This is a genomic window from Arthrobacter glacialis, from assembly GCF_002909445.1.
Taxonomy (GTDB): Bacteria; Actinomycetota; Actinomycetes; order Actinomycetales; family Micrococcaceae; genus Specibacter; species Specibacter glacialis.
Map to the genome: position 1 here is coordinate 163661 of NZ_PPXC01000003.1, position 20590 is coordinate 184250.

Consider the following 20590-nt stretch of genomic DNA (forward strand, 5'->3'; position numbering starts at 1 on the left):
TATTCAGCACCAACAAGCCCTCTGCGAGTATCTTGAATCACATACATCCGATGTTTAAGTTGGGTGTGGGCGGCGTTGCCTGACCAAATCATGGCTGTGCCGACCTGAGACTGGTTCATTTACAAGGGAGAAGCCTTCATGATTTTCGACTCCGTCCGCATCAAGGCGAAAGGTGCGCCTGCGCCTGCACCGCCAAGTTCCCGGGGCAAATCCCGGAAAGCCCCTGCCCTGGCCGGGCTTGCCACGCTGGGCCTGGTGGGGGCCCTCATGGCACCGAACCTTGCGGCCCAGGCAGCTACGAGCGATTCGCTCAACGTGGGGTTCAACGGTTCCCTGGTGGGCAACACCGCCTACACCACCACAGGGGATGAAATCATGCACGGCGCACTCAACCGGGTGACCGGCAATGAGGAGCAGGTCCCGCTCTCCGGCGTGCGGCTCACGGGCGGCGCCCAGGGCATCCGCTACGCACCCACCGACATGACCACCGGCACCGACACGGCGGACCAGGGCTTCTTGGGCGAGGTGAAGTTCACGCCCGCCAGCTCTGCGGACTTGTCCACCATTTTCTCCGCTGGCGGCAACTTCTATATCCGCGCCCAAAGCGGCGAGCTGCGCTACGGCTTCGACTCCCTCACCGGATCAACCTGGACATCCAACAAGGCCACTTTTGCGTACCCGGCCCTGAACAAGGAACACGCACTTTCCTTCCACTACTTCCCCACGGCGACAGGCGCCACGCTCACCGTCATGCTCGACGGCGTGACGCTGCCAGCCGTGAGCAGCACGGCCCCGGCGAAGAACGCCGCCAACCTGGGCTCCATTTTTGGTTTCGGTTACGAGATCAACCCGGGCGGATCCGGACGAGGATTCAGCGGCATGCTGCACGATGCCCGCTTGGCCAAGGCAGCGGGTGCCTTCGCCCCCTCCGCCTTTGAATACCAGCCCAAGCCCGCCTCCACAGATCTGCTTGACGTCTCCTACGACGGCGCACTGGCAGGCAACGCCTACACGGCCTCCGGCAGCGATGTACTGCTGGGCACCCTGAACCGCCGAGCCGGCACCGAGACTGTTGCCGGGGGCAAAGCCACCCTGACGGCCACCGACGAGGGTATGGACTTCACGGCAACAGCCTTTCCGCTCGGCACCACCAAGCTGGACAAGGGCTTTGTTGCCGAGGCAACGTTCACACCGTCCGGACCCCAGGTTGCCCAGGCACCCGTGATCGCCGTTGGCGGCAATCTGTTTGCCCGCTACAACAACGGCGGGACGTCGTTTGAATACGGTTTTAGCTCCAACGCGAGCGGCTCCTGGAAGACCTACTCCGAGTCAGTTCCGGTGCCTGAAGTCAACAAGCCGCACACTTTCTCCATGGTCTATGTGCCCAAGAGCGACGGCACCGCCGAGGTGGTTGCCGGCATGGACGGTAAGCTGCTGGCGCCCGTGACAGGCCTGCAAGCCATTAAGAACTCCGCATCCAACACCACGGCAACCTTCGGTGCCGAGGTGAAGGAAGCCGCAAACAACCGTGCCTTCAAGGGATCATTGGACAAGACCCGCTTCGCCGCACTGACCGCCGGCTACGAGCCCGCAGCCGTGAAGTACCAGGACCTCACTCCCGGCGAGCCCGAGGTGTGCGAGCCTCTTCTGGTTGATCCGGCCAACTACATCTCCGTCAGCACGGGCGACTGCGAAGCCAATATCCTGGCCAAATCAGCGCTCGTGCGCCCCACCAAGGCACAGCTGGAATGGCAGGAGTCCCGCCAGACAGCTTTCCTCCACTTCGGCATCAACACCTTCTACAACCAGGAGTGGGGCCACGGCACCGAAGACCCCGCCCGTTTCAACCCCACGGACTTTGACGCGGACAGCTGGGTCAAGACCCTGCGCGACAACGGCTACCGCTACGCAGTGTTGACTGTTAAGCACCACGACGGCTTCTTGTCCTACCCCTCCCGCTACACCGACTACACGGTGGCATCCTCACCGTGGAAGAACGGCAAGGGCGACGTGGTGAAGGAATTCACCGATGCCGCCCACAAGTACGGCATGAAGGTTGGCCTGTACATGTCCCCCGCCGACTCCAACCAGGAAGTCGACGGCGTGTTCGGCAACGGCAGCGCCAAGAGCGAACGCACCATCCCCACCCTTGTTGCCGGCGATGACCGCGCAGGCAAGACCATCCCCTCCTTCAAGTACCAGGCCACCGACTACGGCGCCTTCTTCCTGAACACCCTGTACGAGATCCTGACCCAGTACGGCCAGGTTGATGAGGTCTGGTTCGACGGCGCCCAAGGCAACACGGGCAAGCAGGAGTTCTACGACTACCCCGCGTTCTACGACATGATTGCCAAGCTTCAGCCCCAGTCAGTGGTCGCTGTAGGCGGCAACGACGTTCGCTGGATCGGCAACGAGCAGGGCGTGGCCCGTGCCAATGAATGGGGCGTGCTGCCCATCACCCGTCCCACGGACGGCGGCAAGATCAAGTCCGTTGCATCAGAGGGTTCGGACAATCTCGGCTCGCGGTCCTCCGTGATCAGTTCGGTCAAGAACGGCCAGGCCAACAGCCTGCACTGGTGGCCGGGCGAGGCTGACATGCGCCTGACCCAGGGCTGGTTTGCGCACCCCAACGATGCCCCCAAGCAGCCCGCCGAAATGATGAACAAGTACTACCAGTCCGTTGGCCGAAACTCTGTGCTGCTGCTCAACGTTCCCCCCACCACCACGGGCAAGTTTGCGCCTGCCTCGGTGACAGCACTGCAGGGGTTCAAGACGGCTCGGGACAAGTCGTTCACTAATGATCTGGCGTTGGGCCTGCCCGTGTCAGTCAACGGCGAAAACTCCATGTTGCTCACGGATGACAATGCCCGCACGGGCGCCAGCCAGGCCCTGAGCGTGGATTCCGTGGTGGGCATCGATCTGGGCTCGGCCAAGGCCGTCAGCAACATCTCGTTGAGCGAACACGTGCTTGAACACGGCCAAACAGTGGAGAAGTTCACTGTGGAAGCCAAGGTCAATGGCACGTGGACGGCCGTCAACAATGACGCCACCAACGGTGGCGGAACAGGCGGGGGCACCATCGGTGTCACACGCATCCTGAAGTTTGCCGCCCCTGTGACGGCAAAGGAATTCCGCGTCACCATCAAGGAAACCCGTGCACCCGCGCACCTGTCCAACCTCTCGCTCTACGGTGATTTGGCAGCTGCCCCCGCGCCTGCCATGAACCTCTATGTTGACTGCAAGGCCCCACTTGCCGGGATTGGCACCGAGGCCCGCCCATTCAACTCCCTAGAGCAGTTCCGCCAGTTGGAAATCGCCACCGGAGCCACCATCGCGTTCAAGGCCGGTACCGACTGCGCAGCATCCGACACCCCCTTCTGGGGCTATGGAACGGCTGCTGCGCCAATCACCGTCACCTCGTACGGCACAGGCGCGGCAGCGTTGATCGGCGGCAAACCACTGGCCGAGAAGTTTGGCGCGTTCGCCTCCAAGGGCTGGACGGTCGCAGGCGTGGTGGAACCCGCCACACCGACAACGAGCCTGAGTGCGGCCACTGTTGAGGCCGGCAAGAGCGTCACAGTCACCCTGGCCGGCTTTTCAGCCAATCAGGAAGCCACGCTGGAACTGCGTCCGGGAGCCATCAGCCTGGGCAAGATCACCACGAATGCCCAGGGCGGTGCAACCATTGCCGTTACAGTTCCGGGCGCAACGTCTGCCGGGGACTTCACAGTGGCGGCGACCCAAGGTGCAAAGACTGCCTCTGCGGCACTAAAGGTCACGGCTCCGGTGGTGGTTCCCACTACGGCGCCACCCACTACGGCGCCACCAACAGTTCCGGCAACTACGGCGCCGCCCACAACGGCTGCTCCCACCACGGCACCACCCACTACGGCGCCACCAACAGTTCCGGCAACTACGGCACCAGCCACCACGACTCCTGCCAGCGGTGAGCCGGCGGGCACGGTCAACAAGGAAACCGTGGCTGCGGGTTCCGAGCTGACCATGACCGGCAAGAACTTCAAGCCGGGGAGCACCGCAACCTTTACCCTGCATTCGGACCCCGTGGTCCTGGGCACCGCGGGGGTGGCAGCCAACGGGACTGCAACCCTCACGGCCACGGTGCCAGTGAGTGTCCCCGCGGGTGTCCACACGATTGTCATCAGCGGCACCGCTGGTGACGGAAGGGCAGCTGAAGTCAGCATCACGGTGAACGTGGCAGCGGCTGGCGGTCCGTCAACAGCGGCCACCTCCCCGTCCACTGCCGCTGCGACGGCTGCCACCACCCCAGCAGCCGCTGACAAGGGCGATCTGGCAACCACAGGGTCCACCGCAACGTCAGGGCTCCTGTGGGCGATGGTCCTTCTGCTGGCCGGATCAGCTTCTGTCCTGATGATCCGACGTCGCGGCAAGCGGGCATAGCTGATCTGAACACCACAACTGAATAAAGTCTGTGCCCGGTACACACGGTGTGCCGGGCACAGCTGTTCCCGTCGCGGATTGGCGGCCGTTGTAGCCTGTATCCATGACGACTATTTTTGATGAGACCTATTGGAACGAGCGCTACGGCAACAGCGGCAAGATCTGGAGCGGCAACCCCAATCCGCAACTCGTCGCCGAGGCTGCTGCACTCGATTCCGGTTCGGTACAGGCGCCCAAGAAAGCACTCGACGTCGGCTGCGGCGAGGGCGCCGATTCCGTCTGGCTGGCCGGGCAGGGCTGGCAGGTGACGGGTGTGGACATCTCCACGGTTGCTTTGCAGCGTGCAGCTGCCCACTCGGCCGAGCTGGAGCTTCCCGGATCCGTCGCCTGGGAGCACCACGACCTGCTGGGCTGGACTCCTCCGGCAGCCTCGTTCGACCTGATCTCGGCCCAATTCATGCACCTGCCGCGCCCTGATCGAGACAAGTTGTTTGCACGGCTGGCGGCAGCCGTTGTCCCGGGTGGGACGCTGCTGATCGTGGGGCACGCGCCGTCGGACAGTGCAGCTGGCGCCCACCGGGCACTGGGTGCGGATATGTTCTTCACTGCCAAGCAGATCGCCGAAGCCTTGGACCCCTCACAGTGGGACGTGGTGGTTGCCGCATCCCGTCCCCGAAGTGCGTCAGGGCCCGACGGCGAAACCATCACCATCCACGACGAGGTCATGCGGGCCGTACGGTTGAAGTGAGTTACCGTCGATGCCTGCGGCGACGTCCTTGAGGGCCTGGCAGCGGGGGCGCTGTGGAGATATATCGGTGCCCCGTTGGAGTTTTGATTTCGGTGATGGGCGGGCCCTCGCGTGCAACAGAAGCCTCGGCAGCCTTGGTGGACGACCAGCCCGGCGCTTCCTTTGCCTGGTTGCAGTCGGAGCACAGGCCTTGGCCGTTGTCCACGGACGTGGCGCCACCGGCCGCATAGGCCTTGATGTGGTCGTATTCGCGAATGGGCGCATCACAATACGGTGTTTGGCATCGCTGGTCCTGGAGTCTAAGGAACTCTTTCATGCCCTCAGGGAAGAGTCTGGCTTGAGAGTCCATGGCCATGAGCTGGCTGGTCTCCGGATGCGTAAACAGCCTCTTCAGCCACACTTGCGGGGCGGACCCGCCACCGCCACCGCCACCGCCACCGCCAAGGACCATGCTGCGCGCAATGGGCGCCGGAATGGGGTCGTAGCCGACCAGCACAGCCGGATCGTTTGCACTGCCAAAAAGCGATCTGTCAGTCATGACCAGTTCAAGGGAAATACTGGCTTCATCTACAGTGGTGCACAATGTCTGGACTTGGGTCCCGCCCGTTAGAGCTATTGCCTGCAAACTAGCCTGATCCTGCGCAGAACCTCCCACCGGCACACCCCTGTGGTCGCTCGGTGTTCCGGCGCCATCGTTGCAGGGGGCATGGCGGACCAACCGGTGCATGAGCGCATCCGCCATGATCTGCCCCTTGCCCCGTTCGTCACCGGACGCCCTGAGGCTGTCGGCAACCTTGGTGAGCGCGGTCAGAATGCGGACCCCTTGTTTCAGCGGTATCAGCGCGGTCAGGTAGGTCATGCCGTCGGCGGCCGGGCGAAGCGAGACATATCTGTCCCCCACGGCTTTCTCATGGCGCTTCACAAAAGCCGGGGGATCCAGGGTATAGGCGGCCTTTCTTGCCGCGGCGCCCAGTTCCCTATTGCCCAGAAGTCCGACGGCGTCCGGGTCCCCGCAGATGGATTGGTCCACATGGGCCCGGTCCGCCAATGAAAGGAACACTGTTTCCTTGGCGATAGTCCCAGCCTTGTACTCGCTGATCCGGCCCTGTGAAAAGGCCCTCATGCTGTAGGGCAATTCCCGCACCAAAACTTCAGACAATTCACACAGCTGGCGCCCGCGGTGGGGAGATTCATGGCGGGCCAGGGCCAGCTGATGGGCAATGCCCCTGCCCAGTTTTTCCTTGGGAATTCCTGCACAAGCCTGTTCAAGCCGCTGTTGGGCAACGAACAGTGTCTGGGCGTGGGCTTGGGTGGCGGAAATGGCATTCTTGGCTTCCTCCAGGACACCAATGAGATCGATCAGGGCCGCGCCCGAGATTTGATCCACAGTATGAGGATCAAATCCGCCCGCATCTGCTGAACCGCCCAGGGAGGTGAGGACCCCTGTGGCCAAGGCGGCCTGGGACTCGGACTTGGTGGACGCAGTCCTAGCTGTTGCCACGCGCTGGCTCAAATGGGCCAGCACTTCCGCGGTGCGCCCTTCGCGGACACCCGCCGCCACAGCCGCTGTGGCGGCAGCAACCTTGCCCCGTTCCTGCCGGGAAAACTCGTGTGCAAGTGCGGCATCCAGCTGTGCTAGGACCACAGGGTCGAAGAAGCCGCCGCAGAATTCCAGCATGGCGGTACCGATGGCCACCATGTCGTGGCACTTTTCCATGGCCGCTGCGCCAGGGTTTGCAGGGCTTTCGGTCATCTGAGAGATGACGGCTCCAAACGGCGGCATACCTCCTTCGGCGGCCCCTGCCACGTCGGCGGCCAGCCCGGCAGGGTCCATGGCCGTGGGGTCGAGCCATTCGGGTACAGCCATGCCGCTCACCGCCTTGCCAGTCCAGCTCCAGCTCCGAGAACCAAAGCCCTTGATGTGGCCAAATCCTGAATCGATAATCAAATATTTATACGGATTACTTCTGTTCTTCTTATACATAGATTCTATCGCCCGGCTCTGACATTCTGGCAGCCCTGCAAGGCCTTTGAGCGAAATCTGTGGATGGCGGCACGCCCAGCGTTGCCTGTGGAGGAATCAATCAGGAAAAGGGCCACGAAGCAACGATGACCCACTCCAGCCACATGGAAGTGACAAGGCCGGCGCCCGCGTGATCCATGAAAGACTTTCCCCCATGACCAAATTGATTGCTGCGTTGGCGATTCTTGCCGCCCTGGCCTGGGCCGCCACTGCCACCGCATCATGGATCGCCAAAAAGAAGGCACCGTTAGCCATTGGCGCCGGCAGGGCACAGATCCATGCCACGCCTGTTGAGCAGGATAGGGCCATGAAGAAAGCCCAATGGCGCACAGTGGCAGCAATCGCCTTTGCAGCGGTCATGTTTGCCACCCTTTTCCGGCTGTCCGTTGGCCTGTCCGGCCAAGAGGGCCTGCCGGTTGCCGTCACCGCCGGGCTCTCGGCCAGCGGCGGGCTGCTCCTGTTCTCCGCCCTCCCCGCCACCAAAATTCCGGCTAGCAACACCAGGTTCCCGCTGCTGCCTAAGCGCGCATTCCTACTCCCGGCCGCGATTCTGGCTGCTTTCACGGCTTTCGTCATCACCGCAGGGCTGGTTCCGGGGTTCATCGCTGTGAAGAACGACGGCGTGCCCCTCCTTCTCATGGCCGTTGCCTTTGGCGGTTCCGCAGTTCTTGCCCTGCACCGGCTCAACACCACGCTTGCTCTGGCGGATCCGCGCATGTCTGCATTTGACCGCCGTTGGCGCGAACTGTCGGCTCGAAATCTGCTCACCTTCACCAACGGCGCACTCCTTACCTACTTCGGCACAGCAGTCATCTTGACGGGCCTGGCCCTGGCCACCGCTGAAGCGGAAGCTGCGTTCCCCCACTGGGGAGTCGCCGGGACGGCCGGTGGAGCGGCACTGGCCCTGGCCGGCGTCGTGCTTCTGGCACTGGCAGCAAGGGGCGCGCTCACAATCCGTGCCGCGACCAGCAAAAGCGCTCCGACGCCAATAACCGCATAAACTGGGTGACACCATGACTTTCACTATCACCTACCCGCCCGCGCTTCCCGTGTCGGAGCGCCGCGAGGACCTCATGGCAGCCATCGCCGCCAACCAGGTCACCATCATTGCCGGCGAAACAGGTTCCGGAAAGACCACCCAGATCCCCAAAATGTGTGTGGAACTGGGCTTGGCCGAGAAGGGCCTGATTGGCCACACGCAGCCGCGCCGTCTTGCTGCGCGCACCGTGGCCGAGCGCATCGCCAGCGAACTTGGCGTCGAAATCGGCCAGGAGGTGGGCTTCCAGGTCCGCTTCACCGGCCACGTGGGTCCGCAGACCAAGATCAAGCTCATGACCGACGGCATTCTGCTGGCGGAAATCCAGCGCGACCGCCTCCTGCGCAAGTACTCGGTCATCATCATCGACGAGGCCCACGAGCGCTCCCTGAACATCGACTTCATCCTGGGCTACCTGCGCCAAATCCTGCCCAAGCGCCCGGATCTGAAGGTCATCATCACCTCGGCCACCATCGATCCGGGGCGCTTCGCCAACCACTTCGCCTCCCCCGAGGGCCCGGCCCCCATCGTGGAGGTTTCCGGGCGCACCTTCCCCGTAGAGATCCGCTACCGCCCGCTGAGCGGCTCAGCCACGGGCGAGGACGACGACGAACTCGGCTCGTCGACCGACCGTCGCCTTGACGGGGGCAACAGTGAAGAAGACCGGGATCCGCTGGATGCCGTGTGCGACGCCGTGGATGAACTGTCCAAGGAAGCACCCGGGGACATTCTGATTTTCTTCTCCGGCGAGCGCGAAATTCGCGACGCCGCGGACGCCTTGGCGGGCCGGGCGAAGACGAACCCGCGCCTGCGCGACGTTCAAATCCTCCCCCTGTATGCCCGGCTCTCCCTGGCCGAACAGCACGCCGTGTTCACGCCGGGCAACCGCAAGCGCATTGTGCTGGCCACCAACGTTGCCGAGACCTCGCTGACGGTCCCCGGCATCAAGTACGTCATTGATCCCGGCACGGCCCGCATCTCGCGCTACTCGCACCGAACCAAAGTCCAGCGTCTGCCCATCGAGCGGGTGTCCCAGGCGTCGGCCAACCAGCGCTCAGGACGTTGTGGCCGTGTCTCCGACGGCATCTGCATCCGCCTCTACTCCGAGGAGGACTTCAACGCCCGGAGCGAGTTCACCGACCCGGAAATCCTGCGCACCAACCTGGCCGCCGTCATTTTGCAAATGACGGCCATGGGTGTTGCCAAGGGCCCCAGGGATGTGGAGAAGTTCCCGTTCGTCCAACCACCGGACTCCCGGGCCATCACCGACGGCGTGACGCTGCTGCGTGAGCTTGGCGCGGTAACCGCCCAAGGCGGGATTACCGGCGTCGGACGCCAGCTCTCCCAGCTGCCGGTGGATCCGCGGCTGGGCCGCATGATCGTGGAAGCCGCCAAGCGCGGCGTGGCTGCCGAGGTCATGGTGCTTGCTGCCGCGCTCACCATCCAGGACCCGCGGGAACGCCCCACCGACAAGCAGCAGCTTGCCGCGGAAAAGCACAAGCGTTTCGCCGATGAGCACTCCGACTTCACCGGGTTCCTGAACTTGTGGCGGTACATCAAGGACAAACAGGAGGAGCTGTCCTCCAGTGCGTTCCGGCGCCTGTGCAAGGCAGAGTTCATCAACTACCTGCGGGTGCGTGAGTGGCAGGACTTGTTTGCCCAGCTCAAGCAGATGGGCAAGTCGCTGGACATCAAGGTTTCCGGCGGCGCCATTGACCCTGTGGGCAACCACAACGCCATCCACATGAGCCTGCTGACGGGCCTGCTGAGCCACATTGGCCTCTATGACCAGCGCAAGCGCGAATATGCGGGCGCCCGCGGCACCAAGTTCATGGTGTTCCCGGGCTCGGCGTTGTTCAAGAAGTCGCCCGACTGGGTCATGGCCGCTGAACTCGTGGAGACTTCACGCCTGTGGGCCCGCGTGGCTGCCAAGTTTGACCCGTTGTGGGCCGAGCAGGTGGCGCCGGATCTGGTCAAGCGCACGTACAGTGAGCCGCACTGGTCCAAGAAAATGGGCTCGGTGATGGCGCACGAGAAAGTCACCCTGTATGGGGTGCCCATTGTGCCGGACCGCCGGGTTCATTATGGGCCCATTGATCCCGAGCTCAGCCGCGAGATGTTCATCAGGCATGCCCTGGTGGAGGGCGACTGGCACACCAACCACAAGTTCTTCCACCGCAACCAGGCCCTGCTGGCCGAGGTTGAGGAAATGGAAACCCGCATGCGCCGCCGCGACCTGCGCGTCGATGATGAGACGCTGTTTGAGTTTTACGACGAGCGGGTTGGCGGCGATGTTGTGTCGGAGCGGCACTTCGACAAGTGGTGGAAGGATGCCCGCCACGAGAACCCGGCGCTGCTGGACTTTGACGCCAACGTGGTCATGGCGGAGGAGCCCTCCCTCGATGAGGCGGCGTTCCCGAAGATCTGGACGCAGGGCGAGTTTGAGCTGCCGCTGTCGTATGAGTTCCATCCCACGGCGCCCGGCGCTGCCCCGAACCCGTCCGACGGCGTGAGCGTTCAGGTGCCGCTGCTGTTCCTGAACCAGTTGCAGGGGGCCCCGTTCAGGTGGCAGATTCCTGGACTGCGCGCGGAACTGGTGACGGCCCTGATCAAGTCGCTGCCCAAGGCCATCCGGAAGAACTTCATTCCGGCCCCCGATGTGGCCCGCCAGGCTGCCGCGGCGCTGGCGGAGGACTTTGACCCGTCTGTGGATGCTTTGGAGCCCTCGCTGGAACTGGCGCTGCGCCGGATCAAGGGCCATGTGATCCCGCCGGGCTCCTGGAACTGGGACGCCGTGCCCACGCATCTTCGCATGACATTTTCCGTGGTGGACAAAAATGGCCGCATTTTGGAGGAGGGTCAGGACCTGGCCAAACTTCAAGAGCAGCTCGCTGGCGCCACCCGCCGCGCCATTGCCGAGTCCCTCGGTGCAACTCCGAAGACCAATCAAGCGGGACGGGCGCCGATTGGCTCCCCAGCCGGAAAGAGTGGCATTGGCGTTGCTACGAAGGGCGCTCCGGCATCAGGTGCGGCACCTGCAGCAGGAGCGTCACGTCCTGCGTCGGACCACTCAGGCATCCAGGAACGTTCCGGCCTGACTGAATGGGACGTGGGCACGCTGCCCCGTGAGGTCAAGCGCCTGGTGGCCGGCCATACCGTGACCGGTTACCCCGCGTTGGTGGATGAGGGCAGCACCGCCGGAATCCGGGTGTTCCAGCGCCAGGATGTGCAGGAAGCTGCCATGCGCCGCGGCGTCATCCGGCTGCTGGCGCTGCGGGTGCCCTCCCCCGACAGGTATGTGCTGGACCACCTGAGCAACACGGAGAAGCTGACCTTCAGCCAGAACCCGCACGGCAGCGTCACCGAGTTGATTGCCGACTGCACTCTGGCCACGATCGACAAGCTCACCCCCGCGGAGCTGCCGTGGAACCAGAAGGCCTTTGACGCCCTCTATGAAGTGGTGCGGGCAGAACTGATTGACACGGTCTTCAGCGTCACGGCCATCGTGGAGCGGGTACTGGCCTCCACTATGCGCATCCAAAAGAAGCTGCGGGAGACCACCAGCTTGCCGCTGATCAGCGCCCTGAATGACGTCAAGCAGCAGCTGGAGCTCTTGGTCTATCCGGGCTTCGTGGCGAAGACTGGTTTTGCCCAACTCAGCCAGCTGCCGCGCTATTTGGCGGCCATTGAGAAGCGCTTGGAAAAGCTGCCCGCCAACGTGGCCCGCGACGCCCAGTCCATGGCCGCCGTGCAGCGGCTTGAGGACGAGTACGACGACGCCGTGGCGGCACTGGTGCCCGGGCAGCGCTCAACGGCGGGGCTGGAGCACGTGCGGTGGATGATCGAGGAACTTCGGGTCAGCCTGTTCGCGGTGGAGCTGGGGACGGCGTATTCAGTGTCGGAAAAGCGCATCCGCGTGGCTCTCGCGAAGGCCATGGCCTAGCGCCCCCCAACTGTGGCGCACTTGTTGCTAGAAACATGGCGATTTTTAGCAACAAGTGCGTCCTAGTTGGGGCGGGCGGGTTAGGCTGCGGACCAGCCGCCATCGGAAGGCAGAATCACGCCGTTGACGTTCACGCCGTCATCGCTAAGCAGGAATGTAATGGAGGCGGCGAGCGCATCCCCTTCGACGGCGTCGGGCAGGATTGCCATGGCCCGGCGGACGCGGGAGGCACCCAGCGGGGAGTCGAAGCGTGCCTCGATGTTGGTGATGACCGGTCCGGGCGCCACGGCGTTGACCCGGATGCCGCTGGGGCCGTACATGAACGCGCTGCTCTTGGTCAGACCGGCGACGGCGTGCTTGGAGGCTGTGTAGGCGGCACCGGCGGCGGACCCGCGCAGCGCTGCTTCGGAGGCCACATTGACAATGGATCCCTGCGCCTGGGCGAGCATCGCGGGCACAACGGCGCGCATCAGCTTCATGGTGCCGTTGACGTTAATGTTGAACACGCGGTTCCAAATGTCATCGGAGACCTCGTGCACAGGGGTCATGTTGTCCATGATCCCGGCGATGTTGGCCAGCCCGTCAATGCGCTCGCCCGCGGCCCCAACAATGGCTGCCACGGCGGCGTCGTCGGTGATATCCCCGGCCACTGTGACAATGTCGCCGGCAGGCAGCGAGGCGGCGAAGTCGGCCAGACGCTCCTCGGAGATGTCGACGGCGATGACCCGGCCACCCTCGCGGGCAACCCTCGATGCGGTGGCCCGGCCAATCCCGGATCCTGCACCGGTGATGATGATGGTTTTCCCAAAGAAGCGGCCCACAGTGACCTGCTCCACCCAGGCCGGAATTTCCGCGGCCGGAGCTGCCGCCGCCGGGGCCGCCACCGCTTCGGCCTCCGCCGGAATGTCGCCGGATTCCACGCGCTGGAGCAAGCCAGCCACCATGTCCTGGGTGAACGCACCCTGGCTCACCTGCACCAGCCGGTTCAGCGCCATTTTGGACACGGGTCGCAGGGACTCGGCATCTTGACCCCCCTGCGCGAGAAGTGCGCGCAGCACCGGACCGCCTGCCGGATCTGCCAGCCAGGTGTTGATGGATGATTGGCCGCTGAGATTGTTGGGGTTGTTGCTCATGGAAGAACGTTCTCCGTTTCATGGGTCCAGTACTGCTGGATCGGATGGTGCCGCCAAGACTACCGGACAACACTGTCCGGTTATAGACTAGCCGTGTGCCCACAAAAGCAAAAGTAAATCTTGGACCCAGCGCGGGACCAGCCAACAGGGCTGCCTTAATAGCAGCCGCCCGGGACGTTTTTGCCGAAGCCGGGTTCATGGCGCCACTGAGTTCCGTGGCGCGGCGTGCCAGCGTTGGTCAAGGCAGCCTCTACCGGCACTTCCCCGACAGGATCGCCTTGGCGGTGGCGGTTTTTGATGACAACATCACGGCTCTTGAGGAACTGGGGGCACGCACGGACTCAACCCTCGTGGATCTCTTTGACAGCGTGGCCGAACAAGTCATAGCCTCAACGGCGCTCATCGACATGATCCTTTCAGAGCGCAATGACCAGCGGGCCGAGCACCTGGCCACGCGCATGACGGCTGTTGCCGCGGCCTTACTGGCACGTGATCAGGACCAGGGGCGCCTAGCGCTTCACGTGGAGCCGGCGGACATCATGCTGGCCATTTCGATGCTGGCGATGCTGCTGGCCCGAACACCTGACGGCGAACGGACCGAGGCAGCCACACGGGCGCGCGCCATTTTCCGGGCAGCTTTTGTGCCTGTCCAGCCAGTCCAGCCTCCCCATCCGCCTAAGAAGTAGGCCGACAGCGGAAGGTGCCTGCCGCCGTCGGCCCTCAAGAAATCTGTGACGCAGTTGTTGCACGAAAATCACCTAGGAAAGCGCTATCCAGCGCATCAAGTGCGTCACAGATCCGGGAGGGAGCTAGGCCCCCGGCACAAACGCCCCGTGGCCGGCGCTGCGCAGGGCTGCGCGGAGCTTTTCGGCGCTGGCGTCCATAGCCAAGGGATCCGGGTTGTTGTCCACGGCTGCAAAACTGAAGTTGTCCAGCCCGTAGGCCGGGAACACGTGGATGTGCAGGTGTTCCACCTCAAACCCGGCAATGATGACACCCGCCCGCGGCGCGCCAAAGGCAGCCACCTGGGACTGGCCAATAGTTTGGGCAACGCCCATCAGCTTCGCCACGAGCTCCGGCGACGCGTCGGTCCACTTGTCCACCTCAAGGCGCGGCACCACCAGGGCGTGCCCGTCGGTCAGCGGCCCAATGGTCAAGAAAGACACGCAATCGGCATCCTGCCAGATGAACCGGCCCGGAATGTCGCCGTTGATGATTTTACTAAACAAGGTGCTCAAGAATTTCTCCCTCAACGAAAACGAAAACGAACGTGGTTAGAGTGTGGAGACGTCCAGCACAAAACGGTACTTGACGTCGCCCACCACCATGCGGTCATAGGCCGCATCAAGATCCTGTGCGGACACGATTTCAATGTCGGAGGCAATGCCATGCTCGGCACAGAAATCAAGCATTTCCTGGGTCTCGGCAATGCCACCAATGAGTGAGCCGCCGTAGGCCAGGCGCTTGCGAATCAGCAGTCCCGGGTCAACGGGAGGCATCTTCTCCGACGGCAGGCCCAACTGGATCAAGGCGCCGTCGCGCGCCAGGGTGCGCAGATACGGGTTGATGTCATGCACGGCGGCCACCGTGTCCAAGATGGCGTTTAGGCTCTGCTTCGCCGCGGCCATCTGCTCCGGATCGCTGGAAACAACTACGAAATCGGCACCCAAATCCTTTGCGGCAGCAGCCTTTGCCGGCGAGGTGGTGAAAACAGTGACGGTTGCCCCGAGCGCTTTGGCGATCTTGACGCCCATGTGGCCCAGCCCGCCCAGGCCGATCACACCCACTGTGTCGCCCTCCTGCACGTCCAGGTAGCTCAACGGTGAGTACGTGGTGACGCCCGCGCACAGCAAGGGAGCGGCCGCAGCCGGGTCCATGCCCTCTGGGATGTGCACCACGTAATTTTCATCCACCACAATGGCCTGGGCGTACCCGCCCTGGGTGATGCCGCCGCCATTGCGGGGATCCGCCACACCGTAGGTGCCCACATTGCCCGCTTCGCAGTACTGCTCAAAGCCCTCAAGGCATGAGTCGCACTCGCGGCAGGAGTCAACCATGCAGCCAACCCCCACGCGCTGGCCCACGGTGAAGCCCTCCACGGAGTCGCCAACGCTGCTGACAATGCCCACAATTTCGTGGCCGGGGACCAGGGGGTATTTGGCCGGTCCCCACTCGGAACGGATGGTGTGCACATCTGAGTGGCACAATCCGCAGAATTCAATGGCAATTTCAACATCGTGGGCGCCCGGTTCGCGGCGTTCAATGGTGCTGGGTTTGAGTCCGGATGTGGCGGAGACGGCTGCGTAAGCCTTTACGTGGGTCATGTTTCAACCCTATCGCCGTTATGGCCCGTCTCAACCGGGCGACCGGCCTGATTTGACCAGGCCGACCATGATCCCGGATACAACGCCGCGGTGAACCCGGCAATTTCCAACGCCGCAATCTGGTGCGCCGCCGTCACCCCGGATCCGCAGTACACGGCCACTGCCGCACCGTCAGCCACACCCAGTCCGGCAAACCGTGCCCGCAACTGATCCGCCGGCAAAAATGTCTTATCCGCCGCCAAGTTCTCCAGGGTGGGTGCACTGACTGCCCCGGGGATGTGACCCGCCCGCGGATCCATGGGCTCCACCTCGCCCCGGTAGCGCTCCCCGGCCCGCGAATCCAGCAAAATCCCCTCCCACCCGGCGGCACCATCGCCGTCGATGGTCTGCTTTGCCCCAAACTGTACGACGGCGTCTCCGACCAGCGCGGTCTCCGCACCGTGCGCGAGCGGCAGTTGGGCCGAGCGCCAGGCGGCCAATCCGCCGTCGAGCAGGTAAATGTTCGCCAGGCCTGCGTAACCCAGCAGCCACCAGGCGCGGGCAGCGGCGGCCGAGCCGGCGTCGTCGTAAATCACCACGGTGTCCCCGGTGTTGATCCCCCAGCGGCGGACCGTTTGGGCAAAGTCCGCCTCGGCAGGCAGCGGGTGGCGGCCGTCCTGCGGCGCACCGTGGGAGGCCAGCTCGGAATCCATGTCGACGTACACGGCGCCGGGAATATGAGCCGCCACGTAGTGCTCGCGGCCGTGGGGATCACCCAGCGCCCAGCGCACATCCAGCAGCACTGTGCGCATCCCGGCCTTCAGGCGCTCATTGAGAGTGGCGGCATTCATCAAGACGGACATGGCGGCTCCTTCACGGCAGTGGGTGATACACCACCAAATGTACTGCGATACGCTCAATTGCATGAACACTGCACAAGCCTCCTGGTCCTGGACGCGCAACGCCATTGGCAAGGTCCAGGCCGAAAACAACCGCTCGGCAGACACCCACCTATACAAGATTGAGTTGCCGGCGCAGTGGGGCGTAGACCTGTATGTGAAGGATGAATCCTGCCACCGGACGGGCAGCTTGAAGCACCGGCTGGCCCGCTCACTGTTCCTCTTTGGCCTGGTCAACGGCTGGATCCATGAAGGCACCACCATTGTGGAGGCCAGCTCGGGCAGCACGGCAGTGTCCGAGGCGTATTTTGCCCAGCTGTTGGGCCTGGACTTTGTGGCCGTCATGACCCGCACCACCAGCCCCGAGAAAATTGCGCTCATTGAACAATTTGGCGGCCGCTGCCACCTGGTGGACCAGGCCGACGAGGTCTACTCAGCGGCAGCCACCATTGCCGCCGAATGCAACGGCCACTACATGGACCAGTTCACCTATGCCGAACGGGCCACGGACTGGCGCGGCAACAATAACATTGCCGAATCCATTTTCAGCCAGCTGGCCCATGAGCGGTTCCCCGAACCCGCCTGGGTGGTGGTGGGCGCCGGCACGGGCGGTACCTCGGCCACCATTGGCCGGTACATCCGCTACCACGGCCACGCCACACAGTTGGCGGTGGTGGACCCCGAGGGTTCGGCTTTCTACCCGGCCTGGAAGAGCGGGGATCTGGGCACCATCACGGGCAAATCTTCCCGGATCGAAGGCATCGGCCGGCCCCGCGTGGAGCCAAGCTTTGTTCCCGGCGTCATCGACTCCATGCTGGAGATCCCGGACGCCGCATCCGTGGCCGCCATGAAGCACTTTGCCCAGCTCACGGGCCTGCACGCCGGGCCGTCCACGGGCACCAATCTCTGGGGCGTGTGGCAGTTGGTGGCCCGGATGGTTGCCGACGGCGAAACCGGCAGCATTGTCACGCTAATGTGCGACGGCGGCGAACGGTATGCGGGCAGCTACAACAACCCTGCGTGGCTGGCTGAGAAGGAGCTGGATCCGGCCCCGCATCTTCGTGTCATCGAGGATTTCTTCGCCAGCGGACGCTGGAACGGCTAGACCCGCAGGGCCGCGGCGCCGAGGGCGATCCCCAGCCACTCCCAAGACTCGCAAGCTCGCCCCGGGGCCCTCGTGGCCGTGGGCCCTGAAATGGGGGCGGGTGAAATTTCATGCTCCCCCGCCGGTTTGGCACGCCGTCAGTGGGGAGAGTCAGCGAGGACCCCCTAAATTTCCACCGACTGCCCCGGCGCCAGGTGGCGGAATGCCACGCCGTGAAGCGCGCCGATCCTGGCCACATGCGACTCCGTGAACGCCAACCCTTTCTCGCTGAGCAGCGCGTCATGGATTTGGAATGCCCTCGGGGATCGCACGGAGACCACAAAATCCACCACTTCCGACACTTTTGACCAGGGCGCATGGATGGGAACCAGCAGTGTGCCCACGCTGACCCCGTGCGGAACTATGAGTGAGTCGCCTGGGTGGTAGACGTCGTCGTCAATCAGGTAGCCAACATTGGCCACCATGGGCATGGACGGGTGGATCACGGCATGCTGGCCGCCAAAACATTGCACGGCAAAGCCGGCCACGCCAAAAGACTCCCCCGCCGCCGAGACAAAAATCCGGGCCGCATGCTCTGGTGCCCGGTTTTGCAAGTCCTGCGCCACGCCGGCAGGGGCATATATGCTCAGCCGCGGGGCATCAGACAGGGCTTGGCGCAGGGCTGCGGCGTCGTAGTGGTCCGGGTGTTCATGGGTGACTAAGACGACGTCGGCCCCGGCAAGAGCCTCGGCGGACTCGGAAAAGATCCCCGGATCCAGCACCAGCACACGGCCATCCTGCTCCAGGCGGACACAGGCGTGAGTGAATTTTGTCAGCAACATGGTGTCAGCCTATGCCGCGCACCCGGCCCCGCCAAGGAACTGCACACGGATCTGGGCAGGGAACTGGGCAAGAGCGGTTTCACGGTTAGGTGCGCTAGGCTGGTTCATTGGATACAGGCCCCTGAGAAAGTGAGTCCACCCATGAACGATGCACCGGTGAAGGAGCAGCGCGTCACCAAACAACGCGTGGCCATCAACGCTGCCTTGGACACGCTGGACGACTTTGTCAGCACGCAGGTGTTGCACCGTTTGCTGCACGAGCAGGACATCCGGGTTTCCCTCGCCACCACGTACCGCATCCTGGCCTCCATGGCTGATGAGGGTGTGGTGGACACGCTGCGCAATGGTGAGGGCGAAACCCTCTACCGGCGCTGCTCCGCCACAAGCCACCACCACCACCTGCTGTGCCGCAACTGTGGCAAAACAGTGGAGGTTGAAGCCCCTGCCGTTGAAAGCTGGGCAGCATCCATCGCCAAGGCCAACGGTTTCACCCAGGTTCAGCACACTGTGGAAATCTACGGCCTCTGCCCGGAGTGCTCGGCAGCCCAACAAAAGGGCGCCTAACTGGCTCGGCTCATGGGCGGCACCAGATCACCCATGGGTTCGCGCACCCACCAATCCCCGCTGTGCCGCCATTCCCGCCACGAGGTGTACCTATAGGCGAACACGCGGGCCCGCACCTGCTCCGGGGGCCTGCCGCCGAACGGGTCATGGCGCAGCAGCTTGAGCGTGGCACGGTCTGCCACCAGCAGCTTGTTCAGGAACGGAATGAACCAGTGCATGCCGGGCTGTCCCAGCGCCAGGAACCACATGAGCCAATCCAGCCGCAAGTGGTACGGCGCAAACTGTCGCGGCATGCGCGCTGGATCCCCGGGTTTGCCGCGAAAGCCGTACTCGAGCCAGCGGTGCCCGTCCCAACCCTCCACCACCACCTCGTAACGTTCGCGGGTGATGCTGCCAAACGCCCCGTACGCGTTGGCCAGCCGCCAGCGGTTGAAGCTGGCGTTCATGGCCTGCTCCCGCGAGATGAGGTTCTTCAGCGGCCACCAGCTCAGCACCAGCATCAGCAGTCCCATAGCCAGTACGACGGCGGCAAACCAGGCCGGGGTGCCCAGCGCCGCGTGGGTGTCCGCTGACACCGGGACGCCGGGGAGCAGTCCGGCCAGCACTGAATCACCCACAGCCGAGAACGCAATCACCAGAGTGAGCGCGTTGAGCCAGGCAAAGTTGCCGGAGAAAACCAGCCACAACTGTGTTGCAATCACCACCACCGCGGCCCACGTTGCCACCGGTTGAGGGGCAAAGAGCAGGAACGGCATGAAAAGCTGGGCCACGTGGTTGCCCAGCACCTCCACCTTATGCAGGGGTTTGGGCAGGTGATGGAACCACCAGCTCAGCGGATTGGGCATGGGCTGGGTTTCGTGGTGGTAGTACAGGGCTGTGAGATCGCGCCACACCCTGTCACCGCGCATCTTGATCATGCCGGCGCCAAACTCCAGCCGGAACAGCAGCCAGCGGAACAACCACAAGGTGATGACCGGCGTCGTGGTTTGATCCGAGCCTAGAAACGCGGCCAGAAAACCAGCCTCAAGCAGCAGTATTTCCCAGCCAAAGCCATAGAAGACCTGGCCCACGTTCACCATGGACATGTACAGCAGCCACAGGGCCAGGAACACCAGCATGGGCAGCCACGCGGGACCTTGCTGGGGCAGGCCCAGCACCACTGTGGCGGCCAGGGCAGCCCCCGACCAAGCCACCGTGCGTAGGAGCGCGTCAGAGTACCGCCAGCGAAACAAGGTGGGCCCGGGCGTCCTGGCTGCGCGGGCTAGGTAGCGAGGCACCGGCAGCAGCCCGCGCTCCCCCAACAGGGCGGGGAACTGCAGGGCGCCGGAGACAAACGCAATCACATACACGGCAGCAATCCCGCGCTGGAGTACAAAGCGTGCCACGTCGTGGTCGGCGGTGCCCCACCAGGCTGCATTCAACCAGTCTGTGTTCAACCAGTCCATGGTTAAACGCTAAGCCCATAGCCCTGCGCGTGGTTAGCGGCAAATGATACGCCGAACCACCCGGCAGAAAAGTTATGCGTCAGACTCAGCTCGAGTCCTGCGCATAGTTACTTATGCGCGGAACCCAGCGCCAGTCCTGCGTATAAGTTCA

Annotated in this window: 14 protein-coding genes; 7 read left to right on the top strand and 7 right to left on the bottom strand. The window is 63.6% G+C overall.

What is annotated here, in order from left to right:
* Positions 1–138 precede the first annotated feature (138 nt).
* On the top strand, positions 139–4419 hold the full coding sequence (locus CVS27_RS04640; RefSeq protein WP_103464562.1) for an alpha-L-fucosidase: 4281 nt from the start codon (positions 139–141) through the stop codon (positions 4417–4419).
* A 103-nt stretch (positions 4420–4522) separates the two neighbouring features.
* Positions 4523–5167 (top strand): class I SAM-dependent methyltransferase, encoded by a 645-nt coding sequence (locus tag CVS27_RS04645; RefSeq protein WP_103464563.1) that lies wholly within the window; start codon positions 4523–4525, stop codon positions 5165–5167.
* Position 5168: 1 nt separating this feature from the next.
* Here the strand turns inward: CVS27_RS04645 and CVS27_RS04650 are convergent, their stop codons facing one another.
* Positions 5169–7034 carry an HNH endonuclease gene (locus CVS27_RS04650; protein ID WP_165788251.1) on the bottom strand — a complete coding sequence of 622 codons (1866 nt, stop codon included), beginning with the start codon at positions 7032–7034 and terminating at the stop codon, positions 5169–5171.
* Between the two features lie 310 nt (positions 7035–7344).
* Between CVS27_RS04650 and CVS27_RS04655 the strand changes: the two genes are divergently transcribed.
* Positions 7345–8190, top strand: a complete 846-nt coding sequence (locus tag CVS27_RS04655; protein ID WP_103464565.1) for a hypothetical protein — start codon at positions 7345–7347, stop codon at positions 8188–8190.
* Positions 8191–8203: 13 nt separating this feature from the next.
* Entirely contained in the window at positions 8204–12169 is a 3966-nt protein-coding gene (gene hrpA / locus CVS27_RS04660; protein ID WP_103464566.1) for an ATP-dependent RNA helicase HrpA, read from the top strand.
* An 80-nt stretch (positions 12170–12249) separates the two neighbouring features.
* On the opposite strand, the gene CVS27_RS04665 is transcribed toward hrpA, so the two are convergent.
* Positions 12250–13302: an SDR family NAD(P)-dependent oxidoreductase gene (locus CVS27_RS04665; protein WP_103464567.1), complete on the bottom strand. Its 1053-nt coding sequence runs from the start codon at positions 13300–13302 to the stop codon at positions 12250–12252.
* 95 nt (positions 13303–13397) lie between these two features.
* Between CVS27_RS04665 and CVS27_RS04670 the strand changes: the two genes are divergently transcribed.
* Positions 13398–13988, top strand: coding sequence for a TetR family transcriptional regulator (locus CVS27_RS04670; protein ID WP_103464568.1), 591 nt, complete (start codon positions 13398–13400; stop codon positions 13986–13988).
* A 123-nt stretch (positions 13989–14111) separates the two neighbouring features.
* On the opposite strand, the gene CVS27_RS04675 is transcribed toward CVS27_RS04670, so the two are convergent.
* Genes CVS27_RS04675 through CVS27_RS04685 form a run of 3 tightly spaced genes read right to left on the bottom strand, consistent with a single transcriptional unit; the run spans position 14112 to position 16468 of the window.
* Entirely contained in the window at positions 14112–14540 is a 429-nt protein-coding gene (locus CVS27_RS04675; protein ID WP_103464569.1) for an HIT family protein, read from the bottom strand.
* 36 nt (positions 14541–14576) lie between these two features.
* The gene (locus CVS27_RS04680) at positions 14577–15626 is read right to left on the bottom strand and encodes an NAD(P)-dependent alcohol dehydrogenase (protein ID WP_103464570.1); all 1050 of its coding nucleotides are present in this window, start codon (positions 15624–15626) and stop codon (positions 14577–14579) included.
* Complete coding sequence (locus CVS27_RS04685; RefSeq protein WP_103464571.1) at positions 15623–16468, bottom strand: sulfurtransferase; 846 nt, start codon at positions 16466–16468, stop codon at positions 15623–15625. Before CVS27_RS04685 ends, CVS27_RS04680 begins: the two co-directional genes overlap by 4 nt.
* Before the next feature lie 61 nt (positions 16469–16529).
* Here CVS27_RS04685 and CVS27_RS04690 point away from each other — a divergent pair, with 61 nt between their 5' ends.
* The gene (locus tag CVS27_RS04690) at positions 16530–17609 is read left to right on the top strand and encodes a PLP-dependent cysteine synthase family protein (RefSeq protein ID WP_103464751.1); all 1080 of its coding nucleotides are present in this window, start codon (positions 16530–16532) and stop codon (positions 17607–17609) included.
* Positions 17610–17773: 164 nt separating this feature from the next.
* Here CVS27_RS04690 and CVS27_RS04695 read toward each other — a convergent pair whose 3' ends face one another.
* The gene (locus CVS27_RS04695; RefSeq protein WP_103464572.1) at positions 17774–18430 is read right to left on the bottom strand and encodes an MBL fold metallo-hydrolase; all 657 of its coding nucleotides are present in this window, start codon (positions 18428–18430) and stop codon (positions 17774–17776) included.
* 141 nt (positions 18431–18571) lie between these two features.
* Here CVS27_RS04695 and CVS27_RS04700 point away from each other — a divergent pair, with 141 nt between their 5' ends.
* Positions 18572–18994: a Fur family transcriptional regulator gene (locus tag CVS27_RS04700; protein WP_103464573.1), complete on the top strand. Its 423-nt coding sequence runs from the start codon at positions 18572–18574 to the stop codon at positions 18992–18994.
* Here CVS27_RS04700 and CVS27_RS04705 read toward each other — a convergent pair.
* Positions 18991–20439, bottom strand: coding sequence for a lipase maturation factor family protein (locus CVS27_RS04705; RefSeq protein ID WP_103464574.1), 1449 nt, complete (start codon positions 20437–20439; stop codon positions 18991–18993). The genes CVS27_RS04700 and CVS27_RS04705 overlap by 4 nt on opposite strands.
* Between the last annotated feature and the right edge of the window lie 151 nt (positions 20440–20590).

Excerpts from the sequence above, each read along its gene's own strand:
- CVS27_RS04640 (WP_103464562.1), top strand. The coding sequence starts at position 139 with ATGATTTTCGACTCCGTCCGCATCAAGGCGAAAGGTGCGCCTGCGCCT.
- CVS27_RS04645 (WP_103464563.1), top strand. The coding sequence starts at position 4,523 with ATGACGACTATTTTTGATGAGACCTATTGGAACGAGCGCTACGGCAAC.
- CVS27_RS04650 (WP_165788251.1), bottom strand. The coding sequence starts at position 7,034 with ATGGCTGTACCCGAATGGCTCGACCCCACGGCCATGGACCCTGCCGGG.
- CVS27_RS04655 (WP_103464565.1), top strand. The coding sequence starts at position 7,345 with ATGACCAAATTGATTGCTGCGTTGGCGATTCTTGCCGCCCTGGCCTGG.
- hrpA (WP_103464566.1), top strand. The coding sequence starts at position 8,204 with ATGACTTTCACTATCACCTACCCGCCCGCGCTTCCCGTGTCGGAGCGC.
- CVS27_RS04665 (WP_103464567.1), bottom strand. The coding sequence starts at position 13,302 with ATGAGCAACAACCCCAACAATCTCAGCGGCCAATCATCCATCAACACC.
- CVS27_RS04680 (WP_103464570.1), bottom strand. The coding sequence starts at position 15,626 with ATGACCCACGTAAAGGCTTACGCAGCCGTCTCCGCCACATCCGGACTC.
- CVS27_RS04685 (WP_103464571.1), bottom strand. The coding sequence starts at position 16,468 with ATGTCCGTCTTGATGAATGCCGCCACTCTCAATGAGCGCCTGAAGGCC.
- CVS27_RS04690 (WP_103464751.1), top strand. The coding sequence starts at position 16,530 with ATGAACACTGCACAAGCCTCCTGGTCCTGGACGCGCAACGCCATTGGC.
- CVS27_RS04695 (WP_103464572.1), bottom strand. The coding sequence starts at position 18,430 with ATGTTGCTGACAAAATTCACTCACGCCTGTGTCCGCCTGGAGCAGGAT.
- CVS27_RS04700 (WP_103464573.1), top strand. The coding sequence starts at position 18,572 with ATGAACGATGCACCGGTGAAGGAGCAGCGCGTCACCAAACAACGCGTG.
- CVS27_RS04705 (WP_103464574.1), bottom strand. The coding sequence starts at position 20,439 with ATGGACTGGTTGAACACAGACTGGTTGAATGCAGCCTGGTGGGGCACC.